This is a genomic window from Mucilaginibacter sp., assembly GCF_039921305.1.
GTDB lineage: Bacteria > Bacteroidota > Bacteroidia > Sphingobacteriales > Sphingobacteriaceae > Mucilaginibacter.
On the sequence record NZ_JBDSCA010000025.1, the window covers coordinates 82,093 to 105,143 of the forward strand.

18 protein-coding genes are annotated in these 23,051 nt (G+C 42.6%); 13 read left to right on the plus strand and 5 right to left on the minus strand.

All coding sequences use genetic code 11. From position 1 onward, the window contains the following. Positions 1 to 95 precede the first annotated feature (95 nt). The 4 genes from ABIN91_RS07320 to ABIN91_RS07335 all read left to right on the plus strand — a co-directional run bounded on the left by ABIN91_RS07320 (position 96) and on the right by ABIN91_RS07335 (position 5,670). Positions 96 to 1,658 (plus strand): glycoside hydrolase 43 family protein, encoded by a 1,563-nt coding sequence (locus tag ABIN91_RS07320; protein WP_348050019.1) that lies wholly within the window; start codon positions 96 to 98, stop codon positions 1,656 to 1,658. A gap of 76 nt (positions 1,659 to 1,734) precedes the next feature. Further along, positions 1,735 to 3,264 (plus strand): glutamine-hydrolyzing GMP synthase, encoded by a 1,530-nt coding sequence (guaA, locus tag ABIN91_RS07325; protein ID WP_348050021.1) that lies wholly within the window; start codon positions 1,735 to 1,737, stop codon positions 3,262 to 3,264. Continuing rightward, positions 3,221 to 4,477 carry an ABC transporter substrate-binding protein gene (locus tag ABIN91_RS07330; protein WP_348050023.1) on the plus strand — a complete coding sequence of 419 codons (1,257 nt, stop codon included), beginning with the start codon at positions 3,221 to 3,223 and terminating at the stop codon, positions 4,475 to 4,477. Before guaA ends, ABIN91_RS07330 begins: the two co-directional genes overlap by 44 nt. Next, on the plus strand, positions 4,474 to 5,670 hold the full coding sequence (locus ABIN91_RS07335; protein ID WP_348050025.1) for an RsmB/NOP family class I SAM-dependent RNA methyltransferase: 1,197 nt from the start codon (positions 4,474 to 4,476) through the stop codon (positions 5,668 to 5,670). Before ABIN91_RS07330 ends, ABIN91_RS07335 begins: the two co-directional genes overlap by 4 nt. Positions 5,671 to 5,674: 4 nt before the next feature. Here ABIN91_RS07335 and ABIN91_RS07340 read toward each other — a convergent pair whose 3' ends face one another. Together ABIN91_RS07340 and ABIN91_RS07345 are read right to left on the minus strand one after the other, a co-directional pair. After that, positions 5,675 to 5,968, minus strand: coding sequence for a hypothetical protein (locus ABIN91_RS07340; protein WP_348050027.1), 294 nt, complete (start codon positions 5,966 to 5,968; stop codon positions 5,675 to 5,677). A gap of 2 nt (positions 5,969 to 5,970) precedes the next feature. After that, complete coding sequence (locus ABIN91_RS07345; protein ID WP_348050029.1) at positions 5,971 to 6,558, minus strand: MarC family protein; 588 nt, start codon at positions 6,556 to 6,558, stop codon at positions 5,971 to 5,973. Between the two features lie 132 nt (positions 6,559 to 6,690). Between ABIN91_RS07345 and ABIN91_RS07350 the strand changes: the two genes are divergently transcribed. Continuing rightward, positions 6,691 to 7,161, plus strand: coding sequence for a DUF6265 family protein (locus tag ABIN91_RS07350; RefSeq protein ID WP_348050031.1), 471 nt, complete (start codon positions 6,691 to 6,693; stop codon positions 7,159 to 7,161). A 42-nt stretch (positions 7,162 to 7,203) separates the two neighbouring features. Here the strand turns inward: ABIN91_RS07350 and ABIN91_RS07355 are convergent, their stop codons facing one another. Together ABIN91_RS07355 and ABIN91_RS07360 are read right to left on the minus strand one after the other, a co-directional pair. Beyond that, positions 7,204 to 8,760, minus strand: coding sequence for an amino acid permease (locus tag ABIN91_RS07355; RefSeq protein ID WP_348050033.1), 1,557 nt, complete (start codon positions 8,758 to 8,760; stop codon positions 7,204 to 7,206). Positions 8,761 to 8,869: 109 nt separating this feature from the next. After that, on the minus strand, positions 8,870 to 11,122 hold the full coding sequence (locus ABIN91_RS07360; protein ID WP_348050035.1) for a sodium-translocating pyrophosphatase: 2,253 nt from the start codon (positions 11,120 to 11,122) through the stop codon (positions 8,870 to 8,872). A gap of 249 nt (positions 11,123 to 11,371) precedes the next feature. Here ABIN91_RS07360 and ABIN91_RS07365 point away from each other — a divergent pair, with 249 nt between their 5' ends. Together ABIN91_RS07365 and dacB are read left to right on the plus strand one after the other, a co-directional pair. Then, positions 11,372 to 12,835 (plus strand): amino acid permease, encoded by a 1,464-nt coding sequence (locus ABIN91_RS07365; RefSeq protein WP_348050037.1) that lies wholly within the window; start codon positions 11,372 to 11,374, stop codon positions 12,833 to 12,835. Further along, on the plus strand, positions 12,792 to 14,222 hold the full coding sequence (dacB, locus tag ABIN91_RS07370) for a D-alanyl-D-alanine carboxypeptidase/D-alanyl-D-alanine-endopeptidase (RefSeq protein ID WP_348050039.1): 1,431 nt from the start codon (positions 12,792 to 12,794) through the stop codon (positions 14,220 to 14,222). Before ABIN91_RS07365 ends, dacB begins: the two co-directional genes overlap by 44 nt. A gap of 454 nt (positions 14,223 to 14,676) precedes the next feature. Here dacB and ABIN91_RS07375 read toward each other — a convergent pair whose 3' ends face one another. Beyond that, complete coding sequence (locus tag ABIN91_RS07375) at positions 14,677 to 14,886, minus strand: DUF2683 family protein (RefSeq protein WP_348050041.1); 210 nt, start codon at positions 14,884 to 14,886, stop codon at positions 14,677 to 14,679. A gap of 178 nt (positions 14,887 to 15,064) precedes the next feature. Between ABIN91_RS07375 and ABIN91_RS07380 the strand changes: the two genes are divergently transcribed. From ABIN91_RS07380 to ABIN91_RS07405, 6 genes are read left to right on the plus strand one after another with little or no spacing between them, the layout of a single operon-like run. Further along, positions 15,065 to 18,121, plus strand: a complete 3,057-nt coding sequence (locus ABIN91_RS07380) for a tetratricopeptide repeat protein (protein WP_348050043.1) — start codon at positions 15,065 to 15,067, stop codon at positions 18,119 to 18,121. Then, complete coding sequence (locus ABIN91_RS07385) at positions 18,118 to 19,917, plus strand: hypothetical protein (RefSeq protein ID WP_348050045.1); 1,800 nt, start codon at positions 18,118 to 18,120, stop codon at positions 19,915 to 19,917. Before ABIN91_RS07380 ends, ABIN91_RS07385 begins: the two co-directional genes overlap by 4 nt. Before the next feature lie 42 nt (positions 19,918 to 19,959). Next, the gene (locus tag ABIN91_RS07390; protein WP_348050047.1) at positions 19,960 to 21,066 is read left to right on the plus strand and encodes a hypothetical protein; all 1,107 of its coding nucleotides are present in this window, start codon (positions 19,960 to 19,962) and stop codon (positions 21,064 to 21,066) included. Further along, complete coding sequence (locus ABIN91_RS07395) at positions 21,067 to 21,774, plus strand: MotA/TolQ/ExbB proton channel family protein (protein WP_348050049.1); 708 nt, start codon at positions 21,067 to 21,069, stop codon at positions 21,772 to 21,774. It begins immediately after the preceding gene. Next, the gene (locus ABIN91_RS07400; RefSeq protein WP_348050051.1) at positions 21,771 to 22,169 is read left to right on the plus strand and encodes a biopolymer transporter ExbD; all 399 of its coding nucleotides are present in this window, start codon (positions 21,771 to 21,773) and stop codon (positions 22,167 to 22,169) included. Before ABIN91_RS07395 ends, ABIN91_RS07400 begins: the two co-directional genes overlap by 4 nt. A gap of 1 nt (position 22,170) precedes the next feature. Next, the gene (locus ABIN91_RS07405; RefSeq protein ID WP_348050053.1) at positions 22,171 to 22,974 is read left to right on the plus strand and encodes an energy transducer TonB; all 804 of its coding nucleotides are present in this window, start codon (positions 22,171 to 22,173) and stop codon (positions 22,972 to 22,974) included. Positions 22,975 to 23,051 lie beyond the last annotated feature (77 nt).

A 23,051-nucleotide genomic window follows, 5' to 3' on the forward strand; every position in this document is an offset into this window, starting at 1 on the left:
TATTAATTTTTTACTTAATTAATCGGTATTTTTGTTTTACGCTTTTTGAACGTTCCAGTTTATACTGCAGGCGGCACCGTATCAATATACCAGTTATGTTAAAAGCATTTTATACTATCCTTATTCTATTATTATCTGTCAATATAGTTTTGGCGCAAGCCACTAAATGGGGCGATCAGCATAACGGAAGCTATGCAAACCCGATACTTCCCGGGGATTTTCACGACACGGATGTGATACGTGTTGGCCCCGATTATTATTATATATCGGCCACTAACGAACTTTCGCCCGGAATGCTCATCATGAGTTCTAAGGATCTGGTGAACTGGAAAATTGTGGGTCATGCGGTTAGCGATCTAACACAGATTAGTCCGAAATACAATTACGATAAGATGCAGGGGGCCAGCCGGGGTATTTGGGCGGGTGCTATCCGTTATCACGATAATAAATTCTTTATCTACTTTACTGATCCTGACGAAGGGATATTCATGACGAGCGCCGATAAAATAGCCGGCCCCTGGAAACCGCTCACCCAGTTAATGAAAGCCGCTGGCTGGGATGATCCATGCCCATTATGGGATGATAACGGACAGGCTTATTTAGTAACCAGCAATTTTGCCGATAATTATAAGATACATCTGTTTAAAATGAGCGCCGATGGTGAGCATTTAAATACCGAAAGCGATGTAGTGATATACCAGGGCAAAGGCAGCGAAGCAAATAAGCTATATAAAATAAAAAACTACTACTATCACTTTTACAGCGAGGTTACCCCCGAAGGCCGTATGCCCTTTATTGCACGTGCTACCAATATAGCCGGGCCTTATACGGAACGGAAGCAATTAATGCATAAGGCTGATCATGAGCCCAATCAGGGAGGCCTGATACAAACCGACAAAGGAGCGTGGTATTTTGTAACCCACCACGGGCAAGCACGTTGGGATGGCCGTGAGGCAAGTCTGCTACCCGTTACCTGGGTTAATGACTGGCCCGTTTTGGGCATAGTTGGTAAAGATGGCATTGGCGAAATGGTTTGGACAAGCCGCAAACCCTCATCAGATCCATATGCCGTAGCTATACAAACCAGCGACGATTTTAACGGCGGCAAAATACTATCGCCACAATGGGAATGGTATTTTCAATCAAATGACGATAAATGGTCGTTAACGGAGCGGCCGGGATATTTACGTTTGTATTCCCTTAAAGCGTTGCAGCCCGGTATCATTACTAAAACCCGTAATGTTTTAACACAGCGCACCTTGCGTCAGGAACAAAATATAGCTACGGTAAAATTTGATATCGCCCACATGATAGACGGACAAACAACCGGGTTTACCCTGTTCGGCAAAACAGCCGGGATATTAGGCGTTGTACAATCGGGTAATTCAAGGAAGATTTATTTTAACGTTGCCGGTAAAACCAAACAAGGCCAGGAGATTGATATAGCCAATGTTTGGCTGCGTGCCATTTGGGATGCCAATGGCCTGGCCAAATTCTATTTCAGTACCGATGGTGTTAATTACGATCCTTTCGGCGATCCCTATCAGATCACAAACTTCGGTAATATTCTGGGTGCCAAAATCGGTATCTTCACCTCAAACGATGTTGAAGACGGCGGCTTTGTTGATGTGGATTGGTTTCATTATGGGGTTAATTAAGCAGTGTATCTTATCAACATTCCACACCTTGATAACTTACTTTTTAACGTTTGGGGCTTAATCGCTATCTTTGCCTATGCCCGAAAAAATTATCATTCTCGACTTTGGTTCTCAATTCACCCAACTGATAGCCCGAAGAGTAAGAGAACTCAATATCTACTGCGAAATTTATCCCTACAATCACATCCCTGAATTTGATTCAACCGTTAAAGGTATCATCCTTTCGGGAAGTCCGCATTCGGTTCGTCAAAACGAGCCGCCTCATTTTGATTACAACTTTTATAAAGATAAATACCCAATTTTAGCCGTATGCTACGGTGCGCAATACTTGGCCCATTTTTACGGTGGCGAAGTACAGGCATCAAGTACCCGTGAATACGGCAGGGCTAATCTACAATATATACAAGCTGGTAACCCGCTGTTCAAAGCTATCCCGGTAGGCTCACAAACATGGATGTCGCACGCGGACACTATTGTTACCCTTGCCGATGATTTTGAAGTAATAGCAAGTACCGATAGCGTGCGTGTTGCCGCTTATCAAATTAAAGGGTCGAAAACTTACGGTATCCAGTTCCACCCCGAGGTTACACATAGTTTAGATGGCAAGCAATTGCTGCAAAACTTTTTGGTTGACATTTGCGGATGCGATCAGGATTGGACGTCTGATTCTTTTGTTGAAACAACAATAGCCAATTTGAAAGCAAAACTTGGTGATGATAAGGTAGTATTAGGTTTATCCGGCGGGGTTGATTCATCGGTTGCGGCTGTATTGCTTCACCATGCCATAGGTAAAAACCTGCATTGTATTTTTGTTGATAATGGCTTGTTGCGTAAGGATGAATACCAATCCGTATTAGATTCGTACCAGCACATGGGTTTGAATGTGAAAGGTGTTGATGCCAAGCAACGTTTTTACGATGCCCTGAGCGGATTGTCTGATCCTGAAAAGAAACGTAAAGCTATTGGTCGCGTATTTATAGAGGTTTTTGATGATGAAGCGCATCGCATTGAAGATGTTAAATGGTTAGGTCAGGGTACTATTTACCCCGATATCATCGAATCGGTATCGGTAAAAGGCCCGTCGGCAACTATTAAATCGCATCATAACGTGGGTGGTTTGCCCGATTATATGAAATTGAAAGTGGTTGAACCATTAAATACTTTGTTTAAGGATGAAGTGCGCAGGGTAGGCCGCTCATTAAAAATAGACGAGAATATTTTAGGCCGTCACCCTTTCCCGGGTCCGGGTCTGGCTATCCGCATTTTAGGTGAGGTTACTCCCGAAAAGGTTAGAACATTACAGGAAGCCGATGCGATTTATATCAACAATTTAAAGTCTTCGGGGTTATATGATAAGGTTTGGCAAGCGGGCACCATCTTTTTACCGGTACAATCGGTAGGGGTAATGGGCGATGAACGTACTTACGAAAATGTGGTATGTTTGCGTGCAGTAGAATCGTTAGACGGGATGACGGCCGATTGGTGCCATTTACCGTATGATGTACTGGCCAAAATATCAAACGAGATCATTAACAATGTTAAAGGAATTAACCGCGTAGTTTATGACATCAGCTCAAAGCCACCGGCTACCATCGAGTGGGAATAAATGGACCGCATTTATATTGATGGGTTTGATTTTGGGTGCATGTTCGCCTAAAATCAAACCTGTTACTACTTACCCTAAGCCTGTTGAGAAACCAGCCGAGGTAAAGGCTCCTCCGGTAAAAGTTATTCCTAAGGTGGGTGAGGCGAAAGCGTCAACCATATCTTTGATTCTTCCTTTCGAATTAGATAAATTGGATCTCAGTTCGGCGGCAACGCGCGGTAATTTAAGTCAGGCCGATTTGGCTGTAGATTATTACCAGGGTTTTAAACTAGCCTTAGATTCGCTAACCGGCAAAGGTTACAACTTTAAGCTCCAGGTTTACGATTCAAGAAGTGATGCTTCACAAGCGCATAGTTTGGCATTGAACCCTAAGGTGAGAAGCAGTGACCTGATTGTTGGCCCGGTGTTTCCAGAAAGTATTAAAGCCTTTTCGGGGTCAATGTACGGCTTTAACAAACCTTTGGTATCACCATTATCGCCAGCGGCACCGTCAGAATTTAGGAATAATAACCTGATCACCGTTGAACCCCCATTGGAATACCATGCATGGCGGGTTGCGCAATATATTAAAGAGCGCATTAAACCCGTAAAAGTATTTGTGTTACGATCTGGCTTTAGCGAAGAGAATAAATACTTCATTCCTTTTAAAAAGGCAATTGATAGTCTTAGCAAAAAGAGGATCCAGGTTGTTTACTTAACCGTGGTTAAAGGTAATCTGGCGCCCATCATACCGCAATTAAATAATAAAGTTCAGAATGTATTTATCGTTCCCGCATCCGATCAGGTTTTTCTGACCGTAGTTTTAGGAGCTTTGGATAAATTGAGTCAGGCTTATCCTATAACCCTATTTGGGCACCCTAACTGGGCCAAATATTCATTCCTGCAAGCCAGTATGCTGCAACGTTTAAAAACGCATATCACCGCGTCGGATAAAATTGATTACAAGGCTGATGATACCAACCAGTTTATTAAAGCGTATAGAGCAGCCTATCATTTAGAACCTACCGATTATGCTATTAAAGGTTTTGACGAAGGCTATTACTTAGGCACTTTACTAAGCACCGATGCCGACGCGTTTAAAAAACTGGATAAGCTTACTTATCAGGGATTGCATAACCAGTTCAACTTTATTAAAACCACAAACTCAGGTTGGGTAAATACCCATGTTGATATATACCAGTACCAAAATTTTGAGCTTAAACCTGTAGAATGAAAGCCTTTAACCAGTTAAAAACTTTTCAGCGTATTTTGGGCGAGTACCCTGTGGATACACCTTTAAGCAAGTTTCTACCGGGCTTTTATCGGCAAAACAAACAAATGGGCTCAAGCGACAGGCGTGTAGCCAGCAGGTTGATCTATAATTATTTCCGTTTAGGAAAAGCTTTGGATAATATAGCTACCGAAGAGCGGCTGTATGTGGCCGAGTTTTTATGCAATACACAATCTAATTCTTTCCTTGATCATTTTAAGCCGGATTGGGCCTTGAAAGTAGGGGTTACATTAGATGAGAAACTGGAAATAATAAAAGTAGCTTACCCCGAATTCAGACTGGAAGATGTTTTTCCCTGGACAGATCAGCTTTCACCTGATATTGATAAAACGGCATTTTTAAAGTCCTTCTTTATACAGCCCGATCTATATATCCGTGTATTAAAAGGGTATGAAACACAGGTAAAATCAGTCCTTACACAAGCCGGAATTACTTTTAAAGAAGAAGGAAATCAATGCATCTCGTTACCTAATGGTACACGTTTAGATACACTGTTTCAAAGCTTGCATTGGTTTGAAATACAAGATTACTCATCACAGCAAACCGCACAGTTTTTCAAACCTCATAAATGGGACCATTGGTGGGATGCCTGCGCCGCATCGGGCGGGAAATCGCTTTTACTACATGAGTTAGAACCTGATTTGAAACTGGTAGTTTCAGATATCCGCGAATCAATACTGGCTAATCTGGATGAACGTTTCCAACAAGCAGGCCTGCGCAAATACCAACGCAAGGTGGTTGATCTCACCAAAAATGTTGACCCCGAACTGCACGATTACGAGTTCGACGGCATTATATTAGATGCCCCATGCAGCGGCTCGGGCACTTGGAGCCGTACACCCGAAATGATAAGCCAGTTTCAGGATTTTAAGATCCAATCTTTCAAAAACCTGCAGCAAAGTATCGTACGTAATGTGATTAAATACATTAAATCCGGTAAACCGTTGATCTACATTACCTGTTCTGCTTTCAAAGCAGAGAACGAGGATATGGTGGAGTTTTTAACCAGTGAGTTTGGCTTTAAACTTGAAGAAACACAAGTGTTAAAAGGATATGGACATAAAGCGGATACGATGTTTGTGGCAAGGATGAGTGTGAAAGATACCAATTTGACCAAGCCGGCGAAGGAAGAATGATGAATTAATCAATAGTCACACTCCCTGACAATACATATTCTGATTCATCTCCATTGATTAGCGTTCCATTTATCATCACAGAATAATATTGTGTTAAGGGTTTGAACGTTTCTTTCGGATCAGTAGGTTTGAGTTCCAAAAGATCACTTTCTATTTTAATTCCCTTAATTGAATGGTTAAGCTTTACCATAATCTTTTTACCACGATCGTTAACGATCGTGGTAAAAAGATTAATAACACTCAAATGATTTGGCTTGTGAACTATAATTCTAACGGGAACATTTCTTAAAGAGCTCATTTCTACAAATGCGTATTACTTCTAAATAGCTTTATCGCAATAGCCAGCAAAATTATCCCGAACGCTTTACGTAAAACTTCGAGTCCGGTTTTGCCTAATAGTTTTTCGATGCGGTGGGTATTTTTGAGCACCAGGTAAACAAATAGGGTGTTGAGCATAATGCCTACCAATATATCCTGGTTCGCGTATTGTGATTTGAGTGATAATAAGGTTGTCATGGTACCGGCACCGGCGATAAGCGGGAAGGCCAGTGGCACGATAGACATGGAGGTCATTTCAGATGTTTCATCCTCTTTAAAAAACTTGTGTCCTAATATCATTTCCAAAGCGATAAAAAATATTACCAGCGAACCCGCGATAGCGAATGATTGAATATCTATCCCAATAATGCCCAACAATTCTTTACCTATAAACAAGAATGTGATCATCAGGAATACGACCGCCAAAGATGCCTTCTCCGCTGCAATAGAACCTGCCTTACGCTGCAATTCTATAATAACAGGTATAGTGCCCACAATATCTATAATGGCGAAGAGGATTAGTGTTACCGATAGTATATCCTTAGGGTTGAAGACAAAGAATTCACTCATGGGTTTGGAATTTGTTAAGTAAATCTAACAGAAATAAACGTAAAATGATAATGTACGAAAATCACCTTTTGTTTAAGTGTGTTTTAATTTGAAACAGAATAAGTAGCTTTATACAACCTTAAACTTTAAACCATGAAAAGATCAGTACTTTTTGCCGCTGCCATTACCTGTAGCTTTGTTTATTCGGGTACAACAGAAACCTTTAAATCGCTGCATTTTTTGGCGGGCGGAACCTGGCAAATGAAAACCAAAAAAGGTTTGATATGTGAACGTTGGAAGGTGGTCAGCAAAAGCGAATTACAAAGCCAGGGTTTTAAAGTTACCGGCAAGGATACTATGGTAGAAGAGAATGTACACCTTATTCAAAAAGGTGATAGCATCTGTTATATCCCAACAGTCACAAATCAAAATGGGGGCAAGGCTGTTTCTTTCAAACTGATCAGCAGTGCAAACAAGGAGTTCGTTTTTTCAAACCCCGCTCACGATTTTCCGCAAAGGGTAGTGTATCATATGATATCGCAAGATTCTCTGCATGCCTGGGTCGACGGGCAATACAAAGGCAAATTTGTTAAACAGGATATTTACTATAAGCGGGTAAAGTAAGCTCAAAAAAAATCCCGGAAGGTTAATTCCGGGATCTCAATATTACTCAACAAATTTTGGGTTTGGAGGATCATTAGCCGCTTCGGTTTTACCGTGCCTAACATGCGATTTTTTAATGCTATAGCCAAAGTAAATTACAAAACCTATAATTAGCCATACAAATAAACGCAACCAGTTTTCAAGCCCTTCGCTTGCCATCATACATAAACAAATTACTGCTCCTAATGGACAAACTATGTAATAGAATGGTGTTTTAAACGGACGTACAATGTTAGGATCTGTTTTGCGTAGTATCATGATCCCCAAGCAAACCAATACGAATGCGAAGAGAGTACCGATACTTACCATTTCACCAACAATGCTATCCGGTATAAAACCTGCAAATAACGATACGAATACAAAGAATAACCATTGTGATTTGTATGGGGTACGGTGTTTAGGGTGTAGCTTTGAAAATACAGGAGGTATCAAACCATCAGTACTCATGGTATAAAATACACGGGTCTGGCCTAACAACATCACCAGGATAACTGATGAGAAACCAGCCAAAATAGCTACGGTAACCAATTTAGCTAACCAGCCATAACCAGGCATAAAGGTTTTGATAGCAAAGCTAACTGATGCTTCTTTACCTTGAACCAAAAAGTCTTGATAAGGTGCTAAACCCGTTAACACGTGCGAGAACAAGATGTATAATGCAGTACAGATAACCAAGGAGATCAGGATACCTTTTGGCATATCTTTTTGTGGGTTTTTAGCTTCCTGAGCGGCGGTTGATACAGCATCAAAACCGATAAAGGCGAAGAATACTACACTGGCACCACGTAAAACCCCGAGCCAGCCATGGTTAAAGGTATCGCTGTAATGCACTATGCCCGTATTGGTTTTTACATCAGGCGCGTTAGCCGGAATAAGGTATGGCGTATGGTTGGCAGGGTTAATAAAGCCCCAGCCTAAAGCGATGATCATTAACACAATGGCAACCTTAATAATTACGATAACGTTGTTTACCGCTGCCGATTCTGCTGTACCACGTATCAACAATAAGGTAAGTAATAATAAAATGAAGATAGCGGGTAAGTTAACAATACCATGTGAGCCTAATTCTGCGGCGTACATTCCGGTTGTGGTAGTTGATGTTTCGAACGGAGAATGCGTAAGCGCGAAGGGTATATGGAAACCGAAGAAGGTTTGTAAAAAGTCGTTAAAATACTGTGCCCACCCAATGGCTACTGTTGCGGCACCCAACGCATATTCCAATACTAAATCCCAACCGATTATCCAGGCAACTAATTCGCCCATGGTGGCATAAGAGTAAGTATAGGCCGATCCTGCAATAGGTATCATACTGGCAAACTCGGCATAGCATAAGCCTGCAAGTGCACAACCCGCCGCGGCAATGATAAAAGAAATGGTAACGGCTGGTCCGGCGTGTTCACCGGCTGCCGCTGCGGTACGCACAAAAATACCGGCACCAATAATGGCTCCAATACCTAAGGCGATCAATGAGTTTAGGCCCAGCGTGCGTTTTAATGTTTTTTCGCCCTCTTGGGCGGCGGCCATTAATTGGGCAATAGGTTTTTTAATAAATAATTTCATCAGTCAGTTTTGGGTGTAATTATTAATACTTCCAAACATAATCAATTTTGTGTAAAAAAGAAAAGGGATTTCGTTGCAGAAATCCCTTTATAGTAACAATTTGAATAGTTTACTGGTAGTTAACCGTATTTAATTTTGTTGTAATTACAGCGGCTGTTTTAGTAACGGTAATAGTTTTTGATTTAGTGGAAACAGCAGCCGGAGGTATTTTACCAGCGTTTAAGTGTGGTGCTATAACCAATGATACAATGGACATTAACTTGATCAAAATATTCATTGACGGGCCCGAAGTATCCTTAAACGGATCACCAACGGTATCACCTGTTACCGATGCTTTATGTGGTTCTGACTTTTTGTAATAGATCTCACCATTAATTTCAACACCTTTTTCAAACGATTTTTTAGCGTTATCCCATGCACCACCTGCGTTGCTCTGGAAAATTCCCATCAACACACCTGATACGGTGACACCGGCCAGTAAACCACCTAATACTTCTGGTCCGAAAGCGAAACCAATAATGATAGGCGTGATCAAGGCGATTAAACCAGGCGCAACCATTTCGCGGATAGATGCCGCTGTTGATATGGCCACACATTTTTCGTACTCTGGTTTAGCCTTGTATTCCATAATGCCCGGTATCTCGCGAAACTGACGCCTAACCTCTTCAACCATCGCCATTGCCGCGCGGCCCACTGCCGAGATACACAATGCCGAGAAGATGAATGGTATCATCCCCCCCACAAACAAACCAGCCAAAACATCGGCCTTGTAAATATCAATATGCTCAATACCTGCAACACCCACAAAGGCGGCAAATAAAGCCAGCGAAGTTAATGCTGCCGAAGCGATAGCGAAACCTTTACCTGTTGCGGCGGTAGTATTACCTACAGCATCCAGGTTATCGGTACGGTGTCTTACTTCTTCCGGTAAACGGCTCATTTCGGCAATACCACCCGCGTTATCCGCGATGGGGCCAAAAGCGTCAATAGCCAGTTGCATAGCTGTAGTAGCCATCATACCCGCAGCCGCGATAGCTACGCCATATAAACCTGCAAAGTGGTATGAGCCATAAATACCTGCAGCCAATACCAAAATCGGCAACACGGTTGATTCCATACCTACAGCCAACCCACCAATAATATTGGTAGCATGGCCGGTTGATGATTGGCGTATGATACTCAACACCGGGCGTTTGCCCATAGCGGTATAGTATTCTGTAATGATAGACATTAAAGTACCCACAACTAAACCTACTATAATGGCCATATAAACACCATTTTTGGTGAAGTGCGATGAGCCAACTTTTAACACGCCGTTAGCTAAATCGCGACTCATGTGGAATTCGCCCTCAGGTAACATCCATTGTACCACAAAATAAGTAGCAATAGCGGTTAGAACAATTGAAGTCCAGTTACCTATGTTCAATGCATTTTGTACGCTGTCGGTTTCGTTTTTAATGCGAACCATAGCTGCGCCAACAATCGAAAATATCAAACCTAAACCGGCAATAACCATCGGTAATAATATGGGTGCAATACCGCCAAATGCATCATGCGATACAATTTCGCGACCTAATACCATCGTGGCCAGCATCGTTGCCACGTATGATCCGAACAAATCGGCACCCATGCCCGCTACGTCGCCCACGTTATCACCTACGTTATCCGCTATAGTTGCAGGGTTACGTACGTCATCCTCTGGGATACCAGCTTCAACCTTACCTACTAAATCGGCGCCAACATCGGCAGCCTTGGTATAAATACCACCACCCACACGGGCGAACAATGCGATAGATTCTGCACCTAACGAAAACCCGGCTAAAACATCCAATGCTTTTGCCATGGCCTCGCCGTTAACATCGCCGCCAACGTTTTTAACATATATAGTATAGAATACGATGAATAGCGAGCCTAAACCGATAATGGCCAAACCTGCAACACCCAAACCCATAACTGTACCGCCAGTAAAGGATACTTTTAAAGCATGGGCCAAACTGGTACGTGCTGCCTGCGTAGTACGTACGTTAGCTTTGGTAGCAATGCGCATCCCTACATATCCCGCGAAAGCGGATAAAAAGGCACCCACCAAAAACGAAACCGCGATAACAGGGCTCGAAGTATGAACCGTTGTACCCGACCAGGCCAGTAGTATACCTGCGATAACCACAAAGTAGCTTAGTACTTTCCATTCGGCACGTAAAAAGGCCATGGCGCCATCGGCAATATAGCCTGCCAGCTCTGCCATATTACCATCGCCGGCATCCTGTTTAGTTACCCAGGCCGATTTTACCAGCATTACGGCAATGCCCACCAAGCCGAATACGGGTATTAAATAAATTAAGTAATTGTTCAAAAAATCCATATAGTGTATTAAAATGTATAATTGGTTTATAATATTGAGGGTGGTAAAATTAAACAGAACAAGCAAATTACCAAATTTAATTTGTGAACGAATTGCAAGGCAAAAATGTTCCATTTGTGCCACCTGCTTTAACCATTTTATTGTGTGGGTATAACCAATATCAGGGTATTATCACCCTTTTTTAATGTAACCACATTATTTACTAAACTTTTTTAAATAGATTAGTAGCTTAAACCCTTAACACAAGCGATGGAAACGGAAACCCAAACCCCACCACAAGAACTAAAACGCGAACTCGGCCTGCTTGATGGCACCATGCTGGTTGCAGGCTCAATGATAGGCTCTGGTATATTCATTGTAAGTGCCGATATTACCCGTAGCGTAGGTTCTGCTGGTTGGCTGATAGCCATTTGGCTGATCACCGGTTTCATGACCTTAACCGCTGCCGTAAGCTATGGCGAGCTAAGCGCCATGTTCCCCAAAGCAGGTGGTCAATACGTCTACCTTAAAGAATCATACAACAAGCTCATCGCCTTTTTATACGGTTGGAGCTTTTTCGCTGTAATACAAACAGGAACAATAGCAGCGGTAGGTGTAGCATTTTCCAAATTCGCGGCTTATCTGTTTCCTTCGTTAAGCGAAGATCTGGTGTTATTTAGCATCGGCACATTCAAAATATCACATGCCCAGGGTGTATCGCTAATCATAATCATACTATTAACCTTTATCAATACCCGTGGCATTAAAAGCGGTAAATGGATTCAAAGAACGTTTACCCTAACCAAATTATTAAGCTTATTCGGCCTGATCATTTTTGGATTAATTGCCCTAAAAGGCGATGTATGGCATGCCAACTGGACTGATGCCTGGCACATGCACCAGATCAATAAGGATGGCAGCAATGGCTTAATGGAGTATACATTGCCTATCGCCCTGGGGGCTATAGCGGGTTCAATGGTAGGTTCCATATTCAGCAGCGATGCCTGGAACAACGTAACCTTTATAGCCGGCGAAATGACCAATCCAAAACGTAACATTGGCTTGAGTCTTTTTTTAGGAACCCTTATAGTTACCGTAATTTATGTAATGGCCAACGTAATATACCTTGGTGTGTTACCTATGCACGAGATTGCCACTGCCGCTAAAGATCGTGTTGCCGTAACTGCTTCGCAACAAATATTTGGCGATGCAGGTACCAAAATTATCGCTGTGATGATCATGATATCAACCTTTGGTTGTAATAATGGCTTGATCATGTCGGGTGCGAGGGTTTATTACACTATGGCAAAAGATGGCCTGTTTTTCAAACGTACAGGTACATTAAACAAATTTGCCGTTCCTGAGTTTGGCTTATGGATACAATGTATTGTAGCTTGCGGGCTATCGTTAAGCGGCAACTATGGTAACCTTTTAGATATGATATCTTTAGTAGCCGTAATATTTTACATGCTTACTATTGGAGGTATATTCATCTTACGCAGCAAACGCCCCGATGCCGAACGCCCATATAAAGCCTTCGGATATCCCATTTTACCTGCCATTTACATTTTAATGGGATTGGCTTTTTGTATCGTATTATTAATTTACAAACCCGAATACTCAACCGGTGGCTTGGTTATTGTTTTATCCGGTATCCCAATTTATTACATAGCTAAGCGTTACATCAAGGATGAAGAAGGAGAAGAGGATGAAGAAGAGATTACTACCGCTTAGCTTTTGCCTCATAACAGGCCTTACATACGCGCAAGGATTGCAGCAAAACCTGCAATCCGCTTTTAACCGTTTACAGCAGGATAGCCAAAGCCGCTATGCTTCCATGTCCTTAACCGTACTGGATGCCCATACCGGCGAACAGGTATTTGCCGCTAATCCTAATATGGGTTTGGCAACAGCATCAACACTCAAAACTATTACAGCTATTACAGCCTTCAATATTTTAGGTAAAAATTACCAGTACACCACATCCTTAAACTATAACGGAACCATTGATGCTACAGGTACCCTTAACGGGGATGTAGTGATCCACGGCAGTGGCGATCCAACCTTAGGCAGCTGGCGTTACCCCGAAACTAAAGAGCATGTGATACTAATCCAATGGGTTGAAGCTATCCGCAAGGCGGGTATCAAAAAGATCAACGGCCGCATCATCGGCGATGATTCCGCATTCGGTACACAATCCATCCCCGACGGCTGGATCTGGCAAGACATAGGTAATTACTATGGTGCCGGAACATCAGGCCTCTGCTGGCGCGAAAATCAGTTTGATATCAAACTCAAAACCGGAAGGGTAGGTACACCAGTTGGCGTATCTGCTACCGTACCCGAAATGCCTTATCTTGATCTCAAAAGCGAACTCCTGAACGCAGAAGCCGGAACCGGCGACCGCTCATACGCCTATCTCCCTATCCAAAACAACGTGATGTACATGCGCGGTACCTACGCTGCCGATCAAAGCAAAAAAAGCATATCCGTAACCGTACCCGATCCCGCTTACGATGTAGCCTTCCGTTTAGCCGATACCTTAAAACGAATAGGCATTGAAGTAGTACAAGGTCCGGAATCCGTTAAAACCATCGCGTCAAAAAACTTGACTATCCCAACAGGCGGCACATTGTTGGTTAATCACCTGTCGCCCAAACTCAGCCAGGTCATTTACTGGCTCGATCAAAAAAGCATCAACCTTTACGCCGAGCAACTCCTCAAAACCATAGCCCTGGTATCAGGCAAAAAGGTAACAACGTCCGAAGGTGTAAAAGCCGAGCACGAATTTTGGCAAACTAAAGGTATCGACCCACACTCACTCAACATAGTAGATGGTAGTGGCCTTTCACCCGGCGATCGTGTAACCACGCTAACTCTGGCTACCATCCTCCAATCAGCAAAGAGTCAGGTTTGGTATCCCGATTTCTTCGAAAGTCTGCCCACCTACAACAACATGAAAATGAAAAGCGGTAGTATCAATAACGTACTCTGCTACGCTGGCTATCAAACCACAAAATCAGGCCGCGAAGTCTGTTTCTCCATCATGGTAAACAACTACAGCGGCAGCACATCCGGCATCAAACAAAAAATGTTCGCCGTACTGGACGAGTTGAAATAGGATAACCCAAACAAACAAAAATGTCATTCGAACGAGGTACGAGAGAGAAATCTTCTGCGCGCTACTAAACTTGATTTGAATGGTAGGGGGAAATAGTAAGATTCATATCAATCGTTCAATTCTTTCTTCTCACCCAGATTTGACAACTTTTTAAAAGTTGTCAAATCTTAACCACACGATCAAGGGGAAACAGTAAGATTTAAATCAACTTTTCTCCATCACGTCATTGCGAGGAACGAAGCAATCCCCAACTTACAGAGCCGTTATGTAATCTGATCAAGGGGGGGAAATAGTAAGATTTAAATCAACCTTTCTCCACCACGTCATTGCTATAAGGAACGAAGCAATACCCAACCTACAGAGCCGTTATGCAAGTCTAAGCGAAGGGGAATAGTAAAAAATATATCAGCACTTAAAGTATCCGAAGGGGGGATAAAGTAAGATATTTCAAAGTTCATTTTTTAGCAAAATGCTTATCCATAAATTCTTGAGCAGAAATTCCTTCTCCGGCTTTATGTTGTTTAATACCTCTTTCAGCACTTTCTAACACATGCAATGGCAACGTATTTGATTGTGGCTCAAACTGAACTTTTAATGCCTTTAAAACAGCTTTAACCGTTTTTAACTGCTCTGCACTTTCAGGATGTATCAAAATAGATTCCATATACAAATATACAAAATTCAACATTTAAAATTACAACATCACCTAAAACTTCCCCACACTTATACCAAACTATTTATCCCCAACGTTAAAAAACCAGTTATCCACACTTGTGAATTACTAATGTTAATTACACTTTTGCAGAAAGTGTAATTTAGCCAAATTGTTTATCAGTGTAAGTATGGTCAAAGCAAAATATATAGTTCCATTTCTGTTTATATTGTTTCTATCGCGTGTTCAGGCGCAAGAAAATCATTCCTTCGAAATCTATCGTACCTATCATGCCGCGGTTGATCTGTTTGACAAAGGCGCTTTCGTAGCCGCCGCCGAGCAGTTCCGCCTGGTCGAGAAATCGAAAGATAAAACCAGTAAACAACCTGAATTTGAATCGAAGCTATCACTCATCAAAGAAAACTGCCAGTATTACGAAGCCGTTTGCGCGTTGGAACTGGGTAATGATGATGCCGAAAGCATGCTCTTGCAATTCATCAAAGAACACCCCGAAAACCCGCTAACCAAACTGGCTAATTTCCAGATCGGTAAATCATACTACAAACAAGGTAATTATCAACTGGCCATAGTTTGGTTTGATAAAGTGAACGCCGGCGAACTTAGTGGCGGTACCAATACCGAATACAAGTTCCGTAAAGGTTACGCCTATTTTGCCGTAGGTAATTACAAAGATGCCCTGGCGCTTTTCAGCGAAGTGAAAAACAGGAAGTCACAGTTTACCGAAGATGCTACATATTACTTCGCCTACATCAGCTATTTAAATAAAGATTACAGCATAGCCCTCGTTAACTTCGAAAAGCTGAAAAACTCTAAAAAATACGAAGCCAGCTACCCATATTATATTACTTCGGTTTACTTTTTGGATAAGCGGTATGATGATGTGCTCAATTATGCCATCCCGATATTGAATAGCACCAAACAACTTTACGAAACCGAAATGCTGCGCCTGGTTGCCGCATCATACTTCGCTAAAGCGGATTATGTGAACTCGGTAAAATACTACACCCGTTTTGCAGATCAGGATTTAGGCAAAACACAGAACACACAGGATACCTACCAAATAGGTTATGCCAACTACAAAACAGCAAACTACACCAAAGCCAGTACCGAACTGCAAAAGCTGGTTGATAAAAAGGATGTTTACAGCCAGAATGGTAGCTATACTTTAGGAGATGTGTTTTTAAAGCTGGATAACAAGCAAAGCGCCCGCAACGCTTACTTTGTAGCATCCAAACTGGATTTTGATCCGCAACTGAAAGAAGACGCGCTGTTCCAATACTCCAAACTATCGTACGAATTGGATTTTAACGGACAAGCCTTAGATGCTACTCGTTTATACCTGAAATCGTATCCCAACTCACCAAAACTAAACGAGGTTAAAACCTTGCTGGCCGAAGAGTTGCTCAACTCGCATAATTACAAAGAAGCGATTGATATACTGGAGCCGCTTCCTAATAAAAGCCAAAGCGCTAAAGAGGCTTACCAAAAAGTAACCTACTATCGTGGCTTAGAGTTTTACAACGAACGCGCCTTTGAAAATGCCATAGGTGTTTTCCTGCGATCGTTAAATCACCCTATCGATCCTAAAATAACGGTATTAACCACCTATTGGATGGCCGAAGCCATGTTCGAGGTTCGCAAATACAGTGAATCGGTTGAGAACTTCGAGAAGTTTTTGGATCTGCCCGAGGCTAAAGCCACCCCTGTATACAACTATGCCAATTACGCTTTAGCTTATGCGGCCTTTGGCGGCGAGCAGTACAAAAAGGCAGCCACTTACTTCGAACGCTTTTTAGCCGGAGAAGAGAACGATAAAAATGCCATTAATGATGCCACCGTACGTGCCGCCGATAGCTACTTTGTATTGAAACAATACGGCAAGGCAATGGAGTATTATGACAAGATAATCAATAACCACATTAAAGGTGAAGATTATGCCTTGTTCCAACGTGGCATGATCCAGGGTTTACAAGGATCATTGGATAGTAAGATCAGCACCCTGACTGCTGTACTAAATCAGTTCCCTAATTCAAACTACGCTGATGATGCATCGTTCGAGATAGCTTACACCTATTTCCTCAAAACCAATGGCGACAAAGCCAAAACCGATCTGCAGGCCATGATCCAGAAATATCCGCGCAGTAGTTACATCCCGCGCGCGCTGGTTACTGTTGGTTTGATAGATTATAATGCTGGCCGCGATACATTAGCCATCACATCTTTCAAACAGGTAGTACATGATTACCCATCTACCGACGAAGCCAAACAAGCTTTAAAGCAGATCGAAAAGATCTACACCGATAAAGGCGATGCAGCTACTTTTATTAGTTATGCAGGCACTACACCAATTGGTAATTATACCACTGCCCAACAAGAAAGCATTATGTACACGGCCGCCAATAACCAATACTTAAAAGGCGATTGGCAGGCAACCGTAAACGCGGTTAATGCCTACTTCGATAAATTCCCGAAAGCGATATATGATAAGCAATCCAAATTTATCCGTGCGCAAAGCTTAGTGAGTTTGAATAGGGGCAATGAGGCCATAGCCGATTACAACTACATCCTGAACGACTGGACAAGCGCCTACACCGAAAAATCATTGATCAGCATGGCCCGCCTATACATCGGCCAGAAAAAGTATAACGAAGCCGTAGTATTCCTGAAAAGGTTAGAAACCAATTCAGAATATAAAGCTGATTATAACTTCGCGGTAAACAGCCTGTTGCTCTGCTACTCCGAAATGGAAATGCCCGAGGATGCTTTAAAATATGTTACGCTGGTGCGCGAGAATACCGCCACGAGCGAGGAGGACAAGTTTAAAACCAGCCTGTACGCCGGTAAAGCCTACCTGCAAAAAGGCGATACCACAGTGGCTTTAAAAGAACTGAACGATGTGGTTGAACACACTAAAACCATAGCCGCCGCCGAAGCCATGTACAACATTGCCAACGTGCAGTATCACAAACATGCCTACAAAACATCGCAAAAAACATGTTTTGATCTGATCAATAAAATGGCCGCTTATGATTACTGGGTTGCTAAAACCTATTTGCTTTTAGCCGATAATTACACGGCCCAAAAAGATACCTTCCAGGCCAAGGCAACACTGCAAAGTATAATTGAAAACTACAAAGCTGATGACGATATTCTGCCATCGGCCAAACAAAAATTGGATATGTTAAGTCCGGAAGTAAAAGACAGTAAGGGAGGAAACAAACAATGAGATTAACATATATCACCTTTATTACTGTTGCCGCATTATTTTGCACTATTAATGCCGGTGCACAAAAGAAACCCGCCGCCAAAAAGCCGGTGGCTAAAACTGTAAAGCCAGTTGCCAAACCAGCAGCCAAACCTACAGTGCAGGCTAAAAAGGTAGCCAGCCTGGCCAAAGGTTTAACCGATACCCTTAAAAAAGGCGGCACAACAGCCCCCAAACCCCCGGTAGAAACCAACAGCGTTACCGAAGAGATCATCGTAACTACAGCTTACAAACCCGTATTGGCCGATGCCGTTAAAATTCGCCGTAACCCCGATCTGGATGATAAAGAACCATTCAAAGCACCATTACATTACAATGCTTTGGATAAAACCTTGCAGCAGAATACGGATATCCACGAACTGCCGGCTATGGCTATCCCCAAAGAAAAGGATGCCGAGGTATACAATAGTTACGCCAAGCTGGGTGTAGGTAGCTTCAAAACTACCTTTGGCGAACTGTATATTGATAATGGTAAAGACCAAGCCCTGCAAGCCGGTGGTTACTTAAAACACCTGATGCAGAGCGGCAGTTTCAACAAGCAAAACATGGCCCGCGAAGAAGCCGGTATCTTCGGTAAAAGCATAGGTGTCGAGTCAACCCTGAGTGGCCGTATCAATTACGGTTATCGCAGCAACTATTTTTATGGCTATGATGAATTAGCTCCGCCACCAGTTTTGCATGTAGATAAACAGCATTTCAGTACCCTTTCCGGCGAAGCCGAAATAGCCAAGAATTATAAAGATGAAGACAAGCAATTCATCTACGCGGCCAAACTCAGTGGTTATACTTTTAGCAACGCCTTCCACGCTAACGAAAATAACCTGATGATCTCCGGTTTCATCAACCAAACCGTAAACGAGTTTTATGCAGGTTTAAGTGGTACTGTTGATTTTAATACCGTTAAGGATAGCCTATACTCGTTCAATAACAATATTATCCGTTTAAACCCTTATTTAAAGTTCCAGGGTACAAACTATAAAATTGATGCGGGTGTAACTTTAACCAGCGAGTTTGGTGCCTCAACACGTTTTAAATTGTTCCCGGCTGCAAGGTTGGAGTACCAGGTGATACCTAAATATGTGCGCCTGTTTGCCGAGGCCCGTGGCGATGTGAACCGCGCCTCCATCCGCGATTTCTCAGAAACCAATCCATTCTTAGGTCAGAATATCCAGATCCAGAATTCGGTTGATCAATTAGACATTAGCGCGGGTTTAAAAGGTATGCTGGCTCCCGGCTTTGGCTTCAAGGCAACCTTCTTCCGCAATACCGTAAAAAATATGCCATTGTTTGTTAACGACTTTAACTTCGCCGTTGGCAGCAACCGCTTCAAAGTGATTTACGATGGTGGCGTTGCCCGCGTAAGCGGCTTGAATGGCGAACTGGATTACAAACCGTCAGACGATCTGGATATCTTCGGTAGAATAGAACTAAAAGATTACCAACTGGCAACCGAAGCCCAACCCTGGAACCTGCCTAAGTTTACCTTAACTGCCGGTACAGCCATCCACATCAACGATAAAGTTAACGTTACCGGATCAGTAGTTTTCCGTGGAACCCGGCAAGACAGGTTATCGCCAACGCAAATAGTAACCTTAAATTCTTTTGCCGATTTGAGTGGAGGTGTTGAGTATAAGGTAACCACACGTATATCCATCTTCGGGCAGGTAAATAACATATTGAGTAACAGCTATCAAACATGGTTGTACTACCCTAATTACGGGTTTAATATATTTGGTGGGGCAGGTTATAAATTTTAACCGGGTTTTGATGTTAGTGAATTTAGGAGTATTTTTAGCCAAATGGATATAGCCGGTATTATAAGTGAGTTACTGGAGCATCAGGAAAAACTGGTTGTTCCGGGTCTGGGCACTTTTTACAGGAGCCGGCTTGAGGGCTATTACAGTAAAGAGCAGCAGCAATTTTATCCGCCATCGCTCCAACTCCAGTTTAATCCGGAACTACAGGAAGATGATAACGAATTAGTACAAGTATTGGCTACCGAAGGCTCTACAAGTGTTTCAACAGCGCGTTACCATCTGGATAAATTTGTAAGCGGCATTATACAATTGGCCGCTACCGAAAATATCCCTCTGGGCGATCTGGGTACATTTAGCATACGCCGTAGCCAGTTGGTTTTTATGCCCAAAAAGCTAAACAACAATAACGAGCTGTTTTATGGCCTTGCCCCCGTAAGGTTACGCCGCAACCGGATGAAGGAAGGCGACATGAGCAAACCCTTAATTCAAATGCCCCATACCGAAAAGCCATCGGCCTTTACTGCTGCCTTATTACGCGGCGAGCCTATGCCCGGTAAACCTTTAAGCACTGTTAATAATAAGGAGATAATAGAAGAAGAACTGGATGCCGAAGGTAAAAAGCCAGCGCGTATTAGTACCGGCGTTTTAGTAATTGCCCTTATCATTTTGATAAGCGGCATAAGCCTCATAGCTGCCTATAAAATGAAGCCGGCATTGTTTGATAGATTTATAGGGCAAAGTGGCCCCCCTCCGGTAACTATCACTACAGAAAAAGCCCGCAAAAGGCAAATATCCGATTCTATCCAACGGGCCATACAGGCGCAAAAAGATATAGGTGCAACACCGGTGATCGATTCAAGCACCAAAAGTAAAATATTAGGCCCCGAAGCACCGCGCGATACCTTTGGCATAGTTATATTTAAATTTGCCGCGATAGAAGGTGCTCAAAAAGAATACGACAGGTATAGATATGCCAAAGGATTAGTAGTAGAGATACGCCGCAATCCTGATGGTGGGGCTAATCCCTATCAGCTCACCGTGGCGCACTATTTTAATGCCGATTCTGCAAAAAATCACCTTGATGAGTTTAAAAAGCAGTTAAGGCTACAAGACGTTTTCATTCAAAAATATCCATACAAAACACAATAAATGATGTTATTACTGCAAGCAATAGACACCGCGCACCAGGTTGTTGATACATTAAGCAAAACCGGTCAAACAATAGCTGCACCGCAACAAGAACTCCGTATCGGCGATCTTTTGGTAAAAGGTGGTTGGGTAATGATCCCTATCGGGATATTGGCCGTTTTAGGATTAGTTATTTTCTTCGAACGCTATTTTACTATCCGCAAGGCCGCTAAAGACGAATCAAACCTCATGTCGCAGGTACGTTCAAGTATCCTTACCGGGAAGTTGGATTCTGCCATAGCCATCTGTAAGAACAGTAATTCGCCATTGGGTCGTATGTTGGCTAAAGGCTTGCTTCGCATTGGCCGCCCGATAAAAGATATCGAGGGCGCTATCGAAAACATCGGCAAGCTCGAAGTATCTAAACTCGAAAAAAATATTGCCATATTGGGTATCGTTGCCGGTATAGCACCCATGTTTGGTTTCCTCGGAACCATTATCGGTGTGATCAAGATCTTCTTTGATATCTCAACAACCGATAATTACAGCCTTTCTACCATATCAGGTGGTTTATATGTTAAAATGATAACTTCCGCAGCAGGTTTGGTTGTTGGTTTAATAGCCTATGTACTTTACAATATTTTGAATATTATGGTTGATAAAGTAATTTTGAAGCTGGAAACCGATGCCATCGAATTTATCGACCTTTTAGAAGAACCAGGAAAATGAATTTAAGCAGAAGACAAAAACGCGCCAGAGCGGAATTGCAAACTTCGGCAATGAACGACATTATGTTCTTTTTGCTGCTGTTCTTCCTCATCGCATCAACGGTTACAAATCCTAATGTTATCAAGCTGTCGTTACCCAAGGCGGCTTCGGGTAAGTCAATTGCCAAAAAAACAATTACAGTATCTGTAACACAGGATCTGAAATATTATGTTGAGAAGAAAGAGATCAAAGAAAGCGATCTGCAGGCAACACTAAGCAAATACAGTAACGAAGCCAGCCAGTTAACCATCGTTTTATACGTCGAAAAAACGGTTGCTATTCAAAACGTGGTTTCGATATTGGATATTGCCCAAAAATTAAACATCAAGTTAGTACTGGCTACAGTGCCTAAATAAAATGGAATACCGGGAAGAAAATAATTACCCCAAGGCATTTATAGCTACCGCAATAGTGATGAGCTTTTTGCTTGCTTTGTGCTTTCTTTTTACATTTAAGATGCCGCTTAAGCAGGAAGAGGGTACCGGTGGTATATTGGTAAATTACGGCACCACAGACCAGGGCATGGGTAACGATTATATGAGTGCCGAAGAAATATCGCGCGCCGAAAAGTCGAACAAAACTGCGCCAAATAAAATCACACCAAACCAAAGCAGCGAAAAAGCGACTAACGATGCCAGCGAAAAGGTGGTAACCCAAAATAGCGAAGATGCCCCGGTTATAGCCGATAATAGCAAAAAATCAAACAATACCTCTGCTACAGATGCTAAAAAGGCCGATAGCAAACCAACCTTAAATCAAAACGCGCTATACAAAGGCCCTAAAACAACAGGAACCGGAGCCGGCGACGGAACAACAAATACTCCCGGCAACCAGGGCAAGGCAAACGGCTCAACATTGAGCGATAATTACAATGGTACAGGTTCTGGTAACGGCGGTTTGAGCATGTCGCAACGTAGCTTTATTACCAAACCATCGGTTGATAACCCTAAACGTACCCCCGGCATCGTAAAAATAGATATCAAAGCCGATAAAAATGGCAACGTAATTGATGCCAGCGTAGGCCGCGGTACCACCGTAGCTGGTGATAACGCCCTGTTAAATAAATGTGTACAGGCAGTATTAGGTTCAAAACTAAATGCATCAGAACTGGCACCCGATACACAAACCGGCGTTGTTACTTTTGTGTTTAAAGTAAATTGATAAACAGTTCATAGATAATAGTTCATAGCAAGGAAAAATTCTTCTACCATGAACTATCATCTATGAACCATGAACTG

Excerpts from the sequence above, each read along its gene's own strand:
- ABIN91_RS07385 (WP_348050045.1), top strand. The coding sequence starts at position 18,118 with ATGAGATTAACATATATCACCTTTATTACTGTTGCCGCATTATTTTGC.
- ABIN91_RS07330 (WP_348050023.1), top strand. The coding sequence starts at position 3,221 with ATGACATCAGCTCAAAGCCACCGGCTACCATCGAGTGGGAATAAATGG.
- ABIN91_RS07355 (WP_348050033.1), bottom strand. The coding sequence starts at position 8,760 with ATGAAATTATTTATTAAAAAACCTATTGCCCAATTAATGGCCGCCGCC.
- ABIN91_RS07350 (WP_348050031.1), top strand. The coding sequence starts at position 6,691 with ATGAAAAGATCAGTACTTTTTGCCGCTGCCATTACCTGTAGCTTTGTT.
- guaA (WP_348050021.1), top strand. The coding sequence starts at position 1,735 with ATGCCCGAAAAAATTATCATTCTCGACTTTGGTTCTCAATTCACCCAA.
- ABIN91_RS07405 (WP_348050053.1), top strand. The coding sequence starts at position 22,171 with ATGGAATACCGGGAAGAAAATAATTACCCCAAGGCATTTATAGCTACC.
- ABIN91_RS07335 (WP_348050025.1), top strand. The coding sequence starts at position 4,474 with ATGAAAGCCTTTAACCAGTTAAAAACTTTTCAGCGTATTTTGGGCGAG.
- ABIN91_RS07390 (WP_348050047.1), top strand. The coding sequence starts at position 19,960 with ATGGATATAGCCGGTATTATAAGTGAGTTACTGGAGCATCAGGAAAAA.
- ABIN91_RS07345 (WP_348050029.1), bottom strand. The coding sequence starts at position 6,558 with ATGAGTGAATTCTTTGTCTTCAACCCTAAGGATATACTATCGGTAACA.
- ABIN91_RS07340 (WP_348050027.1), bottom strand. The coding sequence starts at position 5,968 with ATGAGCTCTTTAAGAAATGTTCCCGTTAGAATTATAGTTCACAAGCCA.
- ABIN91_RS07320 (WP_348050019.1), top strand. The coding sequence starts at position 96 with ATGTTAAAAGCATTTTATACTATCCTTATTCTATTATTATCTGTCAAT.
- ABIN91_RS07400 (WP_348050051.1), top strand. The coding sequence starts at position 21,771 with ATGAATTTAAGCAGAAGACAAAAACGCGCCAGAGCGGAATTGCAAACT.
- ABIN91_RS07360 (WP_348050035.1), bottom strand. The coding sequence starts at position 11,122 with ATGGATTTTTTGAACAATTACTTAATTTATTTAATACCCGTATTCGGC.
- dacB (WP_348050039.1), top strand. The coding sequence starts at position 12,792 with ATGAAGAAGGAGAAGAGGATGAAGAAGAGATTACTACCGCTTAGCTTT.
- ABIN91_RS07395 (WP_348050049.1), top strand. The coding sequence starts at position 21,067 with ATGATGTTATTACTGCAAGCAATAGACACCGCGCACCAGGTTGTTGAT.
- ABIN91_RS07380 (WP_348050043.1), top strand. The coding sequence starts at position 15,065 with ATGGTCAAAGCAAAATATATAGTTCCATTTCTGTTTATATTGTTTCTA.
- ABIN91_RS07375 (WP_348050041.1), bottom strand. The coding sequence starts at position 14,886 with ATGGAATCTATTTTGATACATCCTGAAAGTGCAGAGCAGTTAAAAACG.
- ABIN91_RS07365 (WP_348050037.1), top strand. The coding sequence starts at position 11,372 with ATGGAAACGGAAACCCAAACCCCACCACAAGAACTAAAACGCGAACTC.